This window comes from Psychrobacter sp. ANT_WB68 (assembly GCF_008369115.1).
GTDB lineage: Bacteria > Pseudomonadota > Gammaproteobacteria > Pseudomonadales > Moraxellaceae > Psychrobacter.
Genome location: NZ_VOAZ01000002.1, coordinates 185,588 through 201,309 on the forward strand (window position 1 = coordinate 185,588; position 15,722 = coordinate 201,309).

General features: G+C 44.4%; 6 protein-coding genes. 2 read left to right on the top strand and 4 right to left on the bottom strand.

Going from position 1 to position 15,722, the window contains the following annotated elements:
• Positions 1–81: 81 nt before the first annotated feature.
• From FQ084_RS05990 to FQ084_RS06005, 4 genes are all read right to left on the bottom strand, one after another.
• Positions 82–2,613 carry an esterase/lipase family protein gene (locus FQ084_RS05990; protein ID WP_149489737.1) on the bottom strand — a complete coding sequence of 844 codons (2,532 nt, stop codon included), beginning with the start codon at positions 2,611–2,613 and terminating at the stop codon, positions 82–84.
• 404 nt (positions 2,614–3,017) lie between these two features.
• Positions 3,018–4,166 carry a hypothetical protein gene (locus tag FQ084_RS05995; protein ID WP_149489738.1) on the bottom strand — a complete coding sequence of 383 codons (1,149 nt, stop codon included), beginning with the start codon at positions 4,164–4,166 and terminating at the stop codon, positions 3,018–3,020.
• 234 nt (positions 4,167–4,400) lie between these two features.
• Positions 4,401–5,039: a 2-polyprenyl-3-methyl-6-methoxy-1,4-benzoquinone monooxygenase gene (coq7, locus tag FQ084_RS06000; RefSeq protein WP_188032927.1), complete on the bottom strand. Its 639-nt coding sequence runs from the start codon at positions 5,037–5,039 to the stop codon at positions 4,401–4,403.
• 263 nt (positions 5,040–5,302) lie between these two features.
• Positions 5,303–6,643, bottom strand: coding sequence for an MFS transporter (locus FQ084_RS06005; RefSeq protein WP_149489740.1), 1,341 nt, complete (start codon positions 6,641–6,643; stop codon positions 5,303–5,305).
• Positions 6,644–6,967: 324 nt separating this feature from the next.
• Between FQ084_RS06005 and FQ084_RS06010 the strand changes: the two genes are divergently transcribed.
• Together FQ084_RS06010 and FQ084_RS06015 are read left to right on the top strand one after the other, a co-directional pair.
• The gene (locus FQ084_RS06010) at positions 6,968–10,540 is read left to right on the top strand and encodes an autotransporter assembly complex protein TamA (protein ID WP_149489741.1); all 3,573 of its coding nucleotides are present in this window, start codon (positions 6,968–6,970) and stop codon (positions 10,538–10,540) included.
• A 122-nt stretch (positions 10,541–10,662) separates the two neighbouring features.
• Complete coding sequence (locus FQ084_RS06015; RefSeq protein WP_149489742.1) at positions 10,663–15,684, top strand: translocation/assembly module TamB domain-containing protein; 5,022 nt, start codon at positions 10,663–10,665, stop codon at positions 15,682–15,684.
• The last annotated feature ends 38 nt before the right edge of the window (positions 15,685–15,722 follow it).

Consider the following 15,722-nt stretch of genomic DNA (forward strand, 5'->3'; position numbering starts at 1 on the left):
AAACATCTTTTAATAATGGGTTTTTAAAGATCATTACACAGGGGATGGTGGTTTGGCAAAATCATCACTAAAAACGTAGCGTTATTGCTGTAATTGTTGATGCAAGATACGGCGTAAGGTCAAAATAGTTTGTGGATTTTCTTGAATACTATGACCACCATTAATCACGGTCTCTGATGCTGCTCCTTCAAGATGAGCACTGGTATAGGGCACAATGCCGTCTGAAAGGCGCTCTGTTAATGCTTGCCCAATCTCACCATCAACCGTCACTGCAGCAACAAGGGGCTTGCTTGGTAACTTATCTTCATCAGATGATAACTCATTGGCATTGTTGGTTTTGCTTAAGCTGGCGTCATCCTCTACTATCTCATGGGATAAATCGAGCTTTGCGCCGGCTGGTTGCATTTCTGCCAGCCCTTTGGTGATATCGGCATCGTTGTTGGCGATAATTGAATGATAAGTGATGCGCTTATTGATACTGATGTCTTTGGTTAATTGAATAAAAGAAGATTTGTCGCTCAATTGACTGGCGCCATTTTGTAAGTATAGCGCGCCTAATGGATTTTGTGCCAAGTCACCTTGAATGGCAAGCGTTGCCAAGTTATCGGTGACCGTCTTCACCAAACCGACTGGTAAATAAACAATGCGGCGTAGCGCACGGGTAAACCAACGATCAGCATAGTCGGTGCCGCGAAAAGGTGACGACAAAAATACCGCCGTATCCACTTGAGGTAGCGCTTCTAGCTTGAAGCGCTCTTGTAGCTCTTGTTGGCCAAATGATTGTTTAAGCGCATCCCGTATTTTGCCCTTCTCATTCATTGACAATATATTTTGCTCATCCAGTCTGTCTAAGTCATCGACCAAATTCTCATCAGACAGCATCATACGTGCAATGATACCGCCCATGCTATGGCTGATAATCACACTGTTTTTGCTGGCAATGTTTTGCCCCTTTGGGTCTGTCTGTTGATAAGTAGTATTGATTAGCTTTTGGATTTGGTAACGATTTTCTAAAATAGGCAAGTTGGTTGGATAAAAAATTTGCCAGACTTGATAATTATTACGCAATTTATCGTCATTAAAAATATCGTTGGTTAAGTTCACCCACGTTGCTGGGCTTGATGCCAAACCATGTATCATAATGATGACACGCTTATTAGGGTCATAAGGCTCTAGCATAAAAAGTTTGGGTAAGCTGGCCTCTTTTTGGCGGGTAATAAGATTTAAATAGCCCACACCATTCAGCTGGTTTTCTGCCAGCCATAAGCCGTATCCTGCCGAGAAGTTGGCGGCAAGCGGATAATCATCACCTAAGATATTGATGCTTTCGCTACGGTAGGGGTTGTATAGATGAATATCGAGCTGATTGCTACTGAGGGTATCGAGTACGCTATCACCAGCGGGTTTAATCAAACCAGTCATCAGTAAATGTCCAGTTGGATAAATACGTGTACTGGCATCATCACTATCTAAACTGCTGTTCGAGCTGTCATCTGTACTGCGATTACTAACTTCTTGCTGATTGACTTCTTGATTAAGTCTACCCGATAACGAGGAAACCAATAATTGGCGAATGGTAGTGGTGTAACGATCATCTAAGGAGGCGACCAAACTGATGCCTAAACCTGGGCGCTTACTAATGGAGTTCAGTCCAGAGAGTCGCAGCTCGTAGGTTGAAACCAAATCTGCCAACGCAGAGGTTTGTTGGTTGGCGTTTTTTAGATAGTTATTTTCATTGGGCAAATAAACATTGAGATTGTAGTCGTCTATTTGCATTTTCATGACTTTGATTTGATCAGTCGGCTGACCATTGACGGGCGTACGATTGGCAATCGCTGCTTGCTCGCTGCTATTACGAATACTACTACTTGCTGTTGTTGGTAAGTACTCTATTTTGGCATTGCCCATCATTTTATTGCTGCCGTCAGCTGACTGATAGAGCTGGGTAATGACATCGTTACTAGCGGCGTTATAGATATCTTGGGTTTGAATATCCACGTCGTTTGGAATACGGCTTTGCGCCCGCGACCGACTGGTTTCTTTATCCGCGCCTTCAAAGTCATGTTCTAAACTGTCATAAAATAAATAGGTATAGCTGGATTTGATGGCATCAAAAAGATTTTCTTGATAGCCAACCAAGCAGCTATCGGTTCTTTTCTGCTGCGTTTTCGCATCAGCATCGCTTAAAGGCGCGTTGGCATAGTAAGGGTCAAGGGGCGGGCGGGCAAGGGCATTACGGCAGTCTTTTGACGCAGCAAGCTGGCGCGCTTTTGCATACTGCAATTCGGCAAAAATAGCCAATGCTGGACGATAATGTTCATTGAGCATACTGTCCGTCAGCTGCGTTAGGCACAGCTCAAACTGCTGCATACAAGCTTGCTCGTTGAGTCCAGCTGACAATAAGGCCGAGGCAGTATCGCTACTGAGTTTTTTATCGGTGACGATGTTGCCGCGTTGAGCAGAAATGGTCTTTGCCGACGCTTGTTTATTGACAGAAATAGTACTACAAGCAGGCAATATCGCCATTGTTGCGACCACTGCCAATAAAGCGATAGGCTTTTTGTTTTTATGGGTTGGCGTCGGTGCATTATTGGCAGGTTCGGCGAAAATCATAGGTAATTCCAGTGAATAATAGTCAGGAATGCACAATAAAGACAGGATAGATGACACATTTATCTGTCCATAGAAGTGTAGCGCAACTTTTGTTAGGAAACTATTGTATTTAATTAAGAGAATGTTTAATTAAGGAACTTCTAATTAACAGGCTATTGAAATAAAAAATTTTAGGAATAAAAGATTATAGGCTAATGAGTGAAAATTGCTAGTTTAGTGAGAGGCTGATGATAAATGAGTGAGTCATTAAAATAAGATTGGCGTTTGTATTAGGCATCAAAAAGCGCGCTGAATTATTGATAGTAATAATTTAAGCACGCTTTTTGGTCTTTATTCTAGCTATTCGGTAAATGTCTAAATTATTAACCTTAAATAACTAGTATCTAAAAATAACGATTAGCTAACTAGGTACTTGGTTTGATATTGACGTCTGGTGCAGGGATATCCCAAATATAGAACTTACCATCTTCGATAAGTTTAATTTGTTGATGAATAACCGCATTATCAGGCACTTGTTGTGCTAAACGACGCAAGCGCTCTAATGCTTTATCGCGGCGATCACTCAAGACGTCAGACTGCGCCAAGCTTTGCTCGGCTTCGGTATAGCCTAGGTTGACTGCTTGGTCGAGATATTTTTGACCTTCTTTAAAGCCGCCGCCTTCTGAGAGCATCATGCCATAAATGAAGTTGGCTTCACCACTATTAGGCTTGAGTTTAATCGCGCGATCGACATATTGTCCGCCGCGTACTGTATATTCTGAGCCTAAGTCTAAGTTACGTCCCATTCCATTAAGCTTGGCAGCACGAATTAGCACATCATATGAGGCATTTGGCGCTTTAGCATATGGCTCAATCCATTCGGTCATTACTTTGATTTTTTCACGCGCATTGTGACGTTGGGTGCGGTTAGGGAAGTTTGGTGGGTAATGGCGCGCATTTGGCGAGACCTCTTTAATAAAGTCATCCAGTAAGCTGACATCCAATTTATCGGTGCCAAGGCCTTGTTGCTGGGGTATTAGAACCGTAGGGACAAAGCTGATATCTGAAATATTAACTTGTGGCGCTGGAATATTTGGCAGCTGACCGCCACGCAAATCAATCCCTGTTGCAGTCATTGGCCCACGCTCATAAACACGTGTGGTACCTGTCAATTCAGGCATATCTGGTGTTTGTACTGCTGGTGGCTGGGTCGTATTCAAAGGCGCACGATTTGGTTGAGCATTATTTGTTTGAGCGTTAGCTTGTGGCGCATTACTGCTCTGAGAAACTGTTGGTTGAGCCACGTTCTGCTCAACGTTATTTGGAGCCGCAGTATTTGCCTGTATATCTGGTTGAGCAGTGTTGACAGCCGCATTTGGTTTGGCAAGGCGAATTACGCGTTTGCTTGAATCGATAGCGCTCGGTACAGCGGTGCTAGCAGGAGCAGCTGCCGTATCGGCTTCAGCTGCATTGGCAGGAGCAGAGAGCATCATGGCACAAGCAGCAGCTAAGGCAGTTAAAGTCGCAAACTTCGGCGACTTGTTAGAAGTATTCGGTTGGTTGATCGCTTTCATAAAAATAGTTACCTTATTTAATAATTATCGTTTAATAATCATTTCGTTTACTGAATCGTTATTTATTAAGCCATTGGTTGGTCGTTATGTCTTGTCATTGCGCAAAATCGTACAAATTTTTAATACCCTAACAAATTATTCTGAGTGCTAACAGTAGTAGGATTGTTAAAAGTAAGTATTGAGATGCTATCAGTAGCCGCTATAACAAAGACTCACCCTAATGTATAATGCGTATTATAGATGATAAGCAGTGGCTTTCATCCGATTGGCCATCCAACGCATGGCATGACGTACCGGTGGTGACAATGCAGCACCGCCATTGGCCAGTGCCAGCTCGCGATGGTGTAGTTCTTCAATATCCATTTGTGCCAGTATTTCTCTTGAGCGCTGATCTTGTGCCGGTAATTGCCCAATATGGTCTTGCAAATGCTCACTGACTTGCGCTTCAGTTTCTGCAACGAAGCCCAAGCTAAACTCGTTAGAAATAGCACCGGCTACCGCGCCAAGTCCGAACGACATGCCATACCATAATGGCGTAAAAATACTAGGATGGCTGCCCAGCTCATCCAAACGTACCTCGCACCACACCAGATGATCGACCTCTTCTTCAGCGGACTGTTGCATGGCTTGTTTGACGTGATCGTCTTTTGCCGCAAACGCTTGCCCGTGATACAGCCCTTGCGCGCATACTTCGCCGGTATGGTTAATACGCATCAAGCCTGCGACATGCCGCGCCTCGGTTATACTCAGCTCAGGAATCTCGTCGCTACTCACGGGCAGCGGGCGAGTGCTAGGATTTGAATGCGGTACGACCGCTCGCAATGCCTTGTCCACCCCAAGTAATAATTGGTCAATTTTCGATAAGGGACGCAGGGCCATGGTTCACTCCTGATGGCTGTGTTTATTATAAATACAATTTATGATTAACGGGTTTGAGCTATTTGAAATTCTCTTAAAACATCATGTTTATGTGCGTAGCAAACACAGCCTATAAGCGGCTAGATTTGCTTATGAGCCTTACTATAGCAAACAACTATAACAAACAATATAGAATGTCGGCAGCAAAATTAACGGCTTGGTGATTCGCTCATAAAGACAGCTCACCATAGTATGGCTGGTTCACATTGCCAACGTTTTTAATCTTGTCGATTACGTTCGTCATCATGAGTTTGGATGACCGCTCGTTTGATATGTTTATTGAGCTTGAAGTATAAAAACACCCCGAAGATAAGGTTGAGGATGCCGGTTACTAAGAACAATTGCGGTAATGTTAGACCTAAAGCATTTAAGACAACAATCGAAAAAATCGCCGAGCCGACCATAAAAATAGCATTAAAGATATTGTTGGCACCAACAATGCGCGCACGATGGCTTTTGGGCGCATAGGCTTGCATAGAAGCATATAAAGGCACGATATATAAACCGCCGCTAAAGCCTAGAAGAAACAAGTCGGCAAACACGCGCCAGCTACCACTCATACCCCATAAATCACTAATACCGATTAACGCTTCGGTATTCACATTAATATTTAATCCTGACAAAGAAAAATATAAATCAATTGCAAAGATGCTGAGACCGGCGATACCAAACGGCAATAAGCGCAGACTGACTTGGTTTTTGGTCAAGGATTTACAAAGCAGAGAACCAATCGACACACCAACTGAAAACAGCGTCAATAGGAAGATAACCACTGACTCATCGCCATGCAAAATGACTTTGCTAAATTCAGGCGTTTGGGTCAAAAATGTGGCACCATAAAACCAAAACCAGCTATTACCAAGAATGACAAAGAATAAAAAAGGCAGCGAATATAAATAGCGCACCGTCGCCATGCTGGTGGTAATGATATTCCAATTAATTTTAAGGTCAGGCTGCATCGCTGGCATGGTTGGAATAAAACGGGCGGCAAAATAACCTATCGCAGCTACAAACAACACAGTAACACTAATCCAAAATAGCGGCTGCGTTATCTGGGTCAATACCCCAGCGATAATCATACCGAGCAGGATGGCAAGCGAGGTACCCATTTGAAACAAACCATTGGCACCGACCAGCTCATCTCCTTTCATCGCTTGCGGTAAATAGGCATACTTAATCGGACCAAAAAACGTCGATTGGGTCCCCATCAAAAACAGCGCCACAAATAATAGCGCATACCATTCAAAGACAAAGCCTACTGCGGCAATTATCATAATGGCTATTTCAAGCAATTTGATCAATCGCGTCAGTTTTGATTTTTCAAACTTATCGGCGATTTGTCCTGCCAATGCTGAAAATAAAAAATACGGTAAGATAAATAACATCGCTGCCAAGTTATTTAAAATACTGACTTCCATGCCTAACTGACTGGCAGCGGTATAGGTCAGCACCAGTATCAGCGCTTGCTTAAAGATATTGTCATTAAACGCGCCCAAAAACTGGGTAAAAAACATGGCGCTAAAACGGCGGCGCTTAAATAATTGAAACTGATTGGCCATGAAAATTCCTACAGCTGGGTCGCGGCTAATATAGTGAGGAGAATGTAAAATGCAGTGATTGATATATAAACAATTATCAACAGTATCAAAAACTTATCAAAATATAGCATAGGTTTTATCAATATTAGGCCGTATAATAGCAAGGGTTTGGTAAAAATACATGCGCTCGATGCTATGATTTGATAATTAACTAAGTTATGATTTGTAAATTTTAGCCGATCAAACCAACAATCTTAGTTAACGGCTTTACGTTTATTCACCGGTAAAACGGGGCGATTGCTATCGACCGTAACCTTGTGCCGCGTGAGGTGATAGGAAATAAATATGAAACATCAGCCTTCAACTCTAGCGCACAACTCATCGGTTATGCCGCGTGATACGTCAGACATGTCACAGCACTCAGTCAAGCTTACTCATTCCAATCATGTTAATCGTAGCGATAAGGCTGGCGTTTATTTTACACGCACGGCGATTTTTAGTGCGTTGACCACAAGCTTTGTTGGTTTTGGGGTAAGTATCGGTATGGCTCCTGCCGCTTTTGCCGCTACCGATTTAAACAATACTACTGCCAATAACCAGAGCAGTAGCCAAATTGTCGAAAATGAGGGTGCAATTGCCCAGCCATTAACGCCACAACCTCCCTCTAAATCCTCGTCTAAACGAGCGCTTTCTAATGATGCGTATGAAGACAGTCAGCTTGATATCGCTTTGGATGCTTTGCGTTTAAAGAAAGCGGTTGAACAAGGCATTATCGATCAATCGGTATTGGACGATTATAGCGAGCAAAACTTAGGTATCAAGAAGCCTAATGCAAAAAAAACAGAGACAGACGCTAACAAAGCATCTAAGAAAACTCCTAGCACGCCAGTAAACAACGCGGATGATTCCCAGTTATTAAATAATGATGTCGATAGTATTAGTGACTTCGCTAATACTCTTGGTAATGGCATGGATAATCTAGGCAGCAATCAAGCATTTGATACCAATGAAAACTTAGAGCAGCAAGTGAGTGCCGTACAGCAGCAGGGCTATCAGATGATGACGCCTGAAGAAATCGATCGTGAGCTGGCGGCGATGGATAGGCAAAACGCAGAAGATATTGACAGCATTAATCAGAGCCATGACGTTAATAATATCAATGGCATTCGTCAAAATGATAGCGACTTTTATACATTGGATGCATTCGATGCCCCAGTGGCGACGCTAAATGATACAACCCCACCGATTGGGCTAGACGTGGACTTGGATGCGACCAGCTTGCCAGCACCAAGCAATCTTGAGACCTTAGGTAAGAATGAGACGGCTGCTAAACAGGCAGAGACTGACGACGTTATGTCGCGTCCTATTAACGTCAGTGATTCTGTCAGTAGTGGCAATACTAGTGCGGAAGTGGATAGCGATATCCTAGCCAATGGCGTTTTAGAGAATGACGGTGATGCTATTAATATGGAAAACGCCCAGTCAGGTAGCATTAACCCTGATGATTATTTACCGAACTACGAAAACGATATTAATGCGGTAAAAGAAAGTATCGAACAAGCAGCAAAACCCAAAACTATGGCGCGCAATAAGAAAGGTAATATCGTTAAGCGTCTTTATAATCGCTTTTTTAATGATGGCGCGATAGCCTTACCACACGTTGAAACGACTGTTTATTTACAACCAGCGGCGGCAGATAGCGTAAGTAGTAACACCAAACCGAAACTAACCAAAGCGGATGATGATGTTCAACCTTTTAAGAATATCAAAGCTGCGCTTGATGAAACCACGGTTCAGTCGGTGGTGGATTTTACCGCTGCGCTACCGCGTCTGCGCCAAACCGCATTGGATGCGGCAAAAGCCGTTGGTTACTATGAGGTGACGTTACGTTTACGCCAAACCAATAGCGATGCTATCGATGTCATCATTGAGAAGTTGGGCGAGCCAGTACGCGTTGATAGCCGTATTGTTGATATTCGAGGTGAAGGCAGTGAGCAAGCAGAATTTGTAGCACTTGAGAAAGACTTGCCGCCACAAGAAGGCGATATCTTTAATCACCGCGTTTATAAAGACAGTAAAGCGGCGCTTGAATCGCTCAGTAATACCTATGGTTACTTTGACCAGTATTGGCTAAACAAATCGGTCGATATTATTTTGCCGGATAATACTGCTGATGTGTCACTGGTTTATAATACGGGTGAGCGCTATCAATTTGATGAGGTGGTGTTTTTTACTTATGATCAAGAGTCGGGTACGCTGACAAAAGATCCTGAAAAACTGCCTGTCGAATTGTCCTTACTACATCAGCTGCTGGGTTTTAAAGCGGGCGACCCTTTCTATCGTCCAGCAGTGACTAAGTTTAGTAATGATTTATCGGCGACCCGTTACTTTAATACCGTCAACGTCGAGTCGATTTTGCCGCCAGACGAACGCAGTGAAGGCAGTACCTTAGCGTTTGATAATTCACCTAATGACAATAGTGCTGACAATGGCATTGACGGTATTGATAATGTTTCTTATGTCAGTAATACTGAGCAAAGTGGTGATGTCAGCAACCAGAGTGAGAGTGAGCGCTACGCTAAGAGTGGTGAGACAGTTAATCCAGCCGACATTGCCGCTATTGAGTTTGAAGCAGACGAAGAAACACTCGATAAACTGCAAGCCATTAAACAAAAAGCCGAACGTTTAAGCCGTTTGCCAAGCGATCGTGTATTGGACGAAAAAGACCAGGAAACTAATAGTATTTTAGGTAAAATCAGTGACTCTATTACTAATATTGCGCAAAAGATATTCCCTGATGAGAAAAGTATCCTTGCTGATGAGAACTTTGTACCGCCGACACTTGCCGGACGTAAAACACCGCAAGAAGTACTAGAAAACAAAAAAGTACCGCTGTATGTCTTTGTGTCAGCAAACAAACCACGTGATGCCCAAGTTGGTCTCGGTTATGGTACAGACACGGGTGTGCGTGCAACCGCTAAGATAGATTATAATCTGCTCAATCGTAAAGGCTATCAAGCAGGGGCTGAGACTGAAGTCTCACGAATCACAAAAAATGTTGCTGTTTATGCCAGCCGCCCGTGGAAGCATCCGTTAAATGATAAGTTGGATGCACGTTTGACTTATGAAGAAGAAGTCATCGACCAAGGCGAAGGGAATTTTGACTTGTCTACCAGAACCTTAAAAGCGGCTTTGGCGCGTAATATCCGCCGTGAAAGTGGTTGGGATCGCAGCTACTCTGTTCGCTACCGTTTAGATGAGCTGGAGACGGGCCTTGATGAGGAAGAGCTAGCTAATCTTCCAGTACGCTTTACTTCCTCTAAACCCAAACAGCAAGCCTTGTTGTTTGGTTATGGCATGAGCAAGACAGATGTCGATAGTGCCGCCAATCCTACTCGTGGTATCCGCCAGTATTACTCGCTTGAAGCAGGTTCAGAAAGCGCGTTCAGTGATACGGATTTGGCGATAGTGCGCGCGGGTGTGAGTGGTATTTATAGCTTTGGTACTGACGATAAACACCAAGTACTAGGTAGCTTAAATACGGGTTATATTTGGGCAGATGATTTTTATGAAGTGCCTTATAAACTGCGCTTTTTTGCTGGCGGCGACCAAAGTATCCGTGGTTATGATTACGAAAGTTTGTCACCGCTTGATAAAGGTTATCTGACGGGTGGCCAAATCCTAGCCGTCGGTAGTGCTGAATATAACTATGAGTTTAGACCGGGTTTTCGCGGGGCATTTTTCACTGACGTTGGTAATGCTTATGACAAAGACTTTGAGACAGACACCAAAGTTGGCGTTGGTGTGGGTATCCGCTGGGCGTCGCCGGTCGGCGTGGTGCGTGTAGATGTGGCAGCTGGTGTGACAGAAGAGAGTATTCCGGTTAGATTACATCTGTTTATCGGCTCGCCTTTATAGGCGGCTTCTATTTATAAACTGCTGTTATACTCTAAAATCAATGCTTAATATACGCAGCAGTATAGTCCTGTTTTTTTATTCTAGCCCTTGCTGGTAATCCTTCTTTAACGTAGTTGAGTGTCATGTTGACCAAAAATACCCCGCCAAATAAGCCCTCTGATGAAGATCCAGCACAACGTGATGCCCGCGCCGTAAGACGTTGGTATCCATTGTCTTTTTTACTTAAATTGACAGTGCTCATTCTTATCGTGCTGGCGATTATGTTTGCTATATTTCTATATGCGGCGGGTACCGAAGCAGGTACCAAGTTCATTTTAGAAAAAATCAGCGCCGAGACGGGTATTGAATTTAAATATGGTCGTGGCAATCTGCGCGATGGTATTTGGGTGACTGATATTGACATCAAGGCAAATGAAGACCTTGAAATATTAGTCGATAAAGCCTATGTCAAAATAGGCTGGCGCGCGGTATTTGCTAAAGAAGTTCATCTGCGTGATGCCGATATCCAAACCATTGAGATTATCAATAACAAGCCGCCAACGGGCGAGGCGTTCGATTATAAAACCCTCAGTTTGCCGGTCAATCTACGTTTTGATCAAGCAAAAGTAAAAACCGTTATTTATAAGCAAGTGACTAAAGATCCTATTGTCGTACATAATATTGAAGCGCGTGACTTGACGTGGGTCGGTAGTGTGGTGACGGTCGGTCGTGGTAAATTACAGTATGCTGATATTGTTAAAGTCAGTGCTTTAAAAGGATATGCAGATTTACAAGGCGATTATCCTTTAGATTTGAGCGCTATTGCCGAAGTCAGCGCGTTAGAAAAGGCCTATATTGCCCCATTAAATATCACTGCAACGGGCACGTTAAAACGCACCGTTGGTAAAGTGCGTAGCCGCTATAATGACAGCGATGTCAGCGGTGATTTTGTGGTGCAGGGCTTGGACAAGGATTCGCCATTTCAAGCGAAGCTTGAGTGGGATGATATTCTTATTCCTTATGCAGAGAGTCAAAATATCCATCTCAAAAGTGGCATGGCGACGGCATCAGGGGTTATCTCTGAGATACGCCTACGCGTCAATACCGAACTGACCGCCAAAGACATTCCATCCGGGCATTATCAAGGTCGCGGCATCATCGCAAATAGCCAACTGCGCGTTGATCGCTTAGATGCTCAGGTGCCAGCGGGCAACTTAGTACTACAAGGTATTTTAGACTGGAAGGGCAGCTTTGATGCAAAAGTGCGCGCGACTGGTAGTAACTTTGATATACGTCGCGCAATTCCTGATGATTATGCTGACTTTAAAGCTTACGCGCCGCAAAAGCTTAACGGTCGACTGTCAGTACATTATCAGCATAAAAACAAAGCTGGCAACCTAGAGATGGCTGCCGATTTGCGTCAGCGTGATGGCGAACACGTCAATGCCAAAATTGTTCAGGGCAAAACCTTAGCCCGTGGCAGAACATCAGCCAAATCTAAACAAGTGACGCCTTGGTATATTGATGCTAAATGGCAGAATCTTGTGCGTCGTAATGTGCCTAATATCGGTAATATTGACAGCCCAAGCGGGCAAGCAGATGTCATTATTCGCGGCTCAAACTTATCAGTCGATGGTAATGCGGTGATTAATGAGCTAAATGCTGCCCCTAAAGGCAATTACGATGTCCGTGTCCGTAAAGCGGGCGATGTCATCGATATCAACCGCCTTAATTATAAAGGAATAGTGGGCGACTTATCTGGCACAGGGCAGATTCAATTGGCAAGCAAAAAACGCCCGTTGACGTGGCAGATTGATGCGCGTACCACAGGTTTATTACCCAAGCAATATCGTAGTGATTTACCACTTGAGCGTCTAAGTGGGCGTATCAATGCGCGCGGACGTATGCTTAATATTAGTAAAAACCGCGTCAAAGGTCAGCGTCATATCATCAGTTTTGACAATACCGATCTGCAAGTAAACCTCGATGCCAGCCAAGATAGCCGCGCTATTGGTATCACGGGTGGCGGTGATGCCAGTGTCGATATTATCGGCGGTGAGCTATCCGTCTTTGACGCCCGTTTTGATGGTCACATTGATACCGCTGATGTGCCAAAAGGTAGCTTATCGATTGATGCCGCTGGTACGCCAAAGCTGGTTAGCATTCGTAAACTAAATTACAACGGTGAAGCTGGTGCTGTAAAGGCTAAAGGCGTCATTGACTTGCGTCAGAATATCGGCTGGACGATAGATGGCCGTTTCGATAAATTTAACGTTGGGTACTTTTTACCGAATAATGCTGCCATTATCACTGGTGATTTGAAAACCAGCGGTGTGTGGCAAACCGCGGCAAAAAATAACGCCAATGCCAATAACGCCAAAGGTAAACTTAAAAACTTTGCGGTAAATTTTGATGGCATCTTAGACGCTGAGCAATTGCCAGCCGGTAAACTCACCATTGATGCCAGTGGTGACGCTCAGCTTATTCGTATTAAACGTTTCCGCCATGTGGGTGCGGCAGGCAGTATCGATGCCAACGGTACCGTTGATGTGCGCAAAGGTATCGCTTGGGATATTAATGCGGTGATGAATCGCTTTAACTTGGGCTATTTCTTTAAAGACATTCCCAGTACGATTACTGGCACTATTGATACCGATGGGCGCTGGAGCGACAATCAGCAAATTATTAATATCAAACAAGTTAATTTAAGTGGCATGTTAAAAGGGCAAGCATTGAGCGCCAAAGGGAGTTTGGCGGCAAAAATGCGCTTACCAAAAGACTTAGCCAGTTATTTTAGGCGCTTGCAGGCACAAGATGCACAGGCACAATATAAGCAAGTCAATGCCTTAATCGATAGCTTAAATGCCAATAATTTGGTGCTACGTTGGGGCGACAATTACCTCACTGCCAATGGTAACGCTAAGCAGCTACAGGCTAAAATTAATATCACCAGTCTCGACCAGCTCTCAGACAAGCTTGCTGGTAAAGTGACGGGTGGTGCAACGTTATCGCAGCCAGCAGGACAAGCGCTGCCAACTATTTATATTGACTTGGTTGGTGAACGCCTTGCGCTGCCAGGCTTTATTTTGCGTCAAGGTCGTATACGTGGCAAGTTGGTCAATTTGGCCAATAGTCCAAGTCAGCTTATTGTCAGCGCTGAAGGATTAGACGTTGCAGGACAAAGCTTTAAAAAGGTCAATGCGACCTTTAATGGTACTGAGCAGGCGCATGTGGTCAATCTTGATGTGGCAAATGACGAGCTTGATATCTCAGCTAGGCTCAAAGGTGGCTTTAATCGCGATAAACTCAGCTGGTCAGGGGTGATTGGTAAAGGTCGAGTCAAATCGAAATATGCGACGTTAAATCAACTACAACCTGCCCAGCTCATTGTGAACCTACCCCAAAAACAAGGCAAAAACTCAACGGACTTAAAAGTGCAGCTCGCAGCCCACTGTTGGCAAGCGACTGATCAAACGGGCAAGCTGTGTTTACGTGAAAACTTAATTGCCTCACCAACCAGTGGTCAGGTCAATTTGGCCGTACAAAATCTGGATACGTCGCTATTCTCAGTGTTTTTACCCAAAGATATCGATTGGCAAGCGAAAATTAATGGTAAAGCGATCGTCGGTTGGCAACGTGGTCGTCCGCCGACGATTAATACCACGCTGTATTCTGACAACGGCAAAATCAGCTTGATTCAAGATGGTGATAGCGAACCGGTAACCTTGCCTTATAAGCGTGTGTCATTGATTGCCGTCTCAGTCGCGGATGGTCTAAAGATACGCAGCGATATTAATACCGGTCAAGGTGCGCGTGGTTATGCCGAAGTCATCGTTGACCCTTATAAAACACCAAAACCAATCTCCGGGGCGCTGGTACTCAACGAGCTTAATTTGGCGATATTTAAGCCATTTTTCCCTGGTATGCGGGTGCTAGAAGGTAATATCACTATGGCAGGTGGTTTAGGCGGTACTTTAGATAAGCCGCAGTTCTATGGTGATGTGAAATTGACTAAGGGTCGCATCGCGATGCTTGATTTGCCAGTGAATTTACGGAGGGTGAATGTCGATGCCAAAATTCGTGGTACGCAAGCGACTATTGACGGTAAGTTTAATAGTGGTACAGGCGCTGGTACGCTAACGGGCACGGTTAACTGGCAACAAAAGTTACAGGCCAAATTGAGCATCATTGGCGAGCGTCTGGTATTAACCCAGCCGCCATTGTTGGTCGCTGAGGTCAATCCTGATATTGATATCATCGTGCGTCCGGGTGACCGTTATGTCAATATTACTGGCGCCGTTAGTGTGCCGTCAGCGACGATTCGCCCACCAGAAGCCAGTGAGGATATTATTACCCAAACCGAAGACGCTGTTGTTCTTGATCGCCGTTTGATTGGTAATATTGATGAAGTTTTAGCCATCTCAAAACCTTGGTCAATCAATGCCGACATCGGTATCGATTTAGGCGACGATATTAATTTCCGCGGTTTTGGCGCTGTGATTCCTTTAGCAGGCGCAATTAATGTCACACAAAATGGCACTGGTATCATGCGTGCCAAAGGTGTCGTGCAGGTTTCGCGTCGTACCAATATTAACGCCTTTGGTCAGAGTCTAGAGCTCAATTATGGTCAAGTGCGTTTTGATGGTGATGTGATGAAGCCAAATCTTAGCATTGAAGCGGTTAAAACCATTAGCGGTAAAACGGTTGGCGTGCGCGTCAAGGGCAATACAGAAAATCCAAACATTATCGTCTTTAATAATGCTGGTCTCACCCAGCAGCAAGCGATGAACGCCTTGATAACGGGTCGTATTAATAATAAGAGCGCCACGCAAATCAGTGAGCAAGGCTTTAAATCGCAGGTCACCAATAACCTTGCGGCGGCAGGTTTGAGCTTTGGCCTCAGTGGTACACGTACCCTGACCAACCAAATAGGTCAAGCGTTTGGCTTACAAAGCCTGACGGTTGATGCTTCAGGAAGTAGCGAGGACACCAATGTCAACGTCACAGGTTACGTTACTCCTGACCTATATATTCGCTACGGAGTGGGCGTGTTTAATGCCCAAAACAGCCTGTCTATTCGTTATCAGCTGACGCGGCGTATCTATGTAGAAGCAACCTCAGCGGCTGAAAATGCAGTGGATGTGGTCTATAGTTGGCAATTCTAGTGCTCCAATCGTATGGCTGCCATTTTGTCAGTAGATGA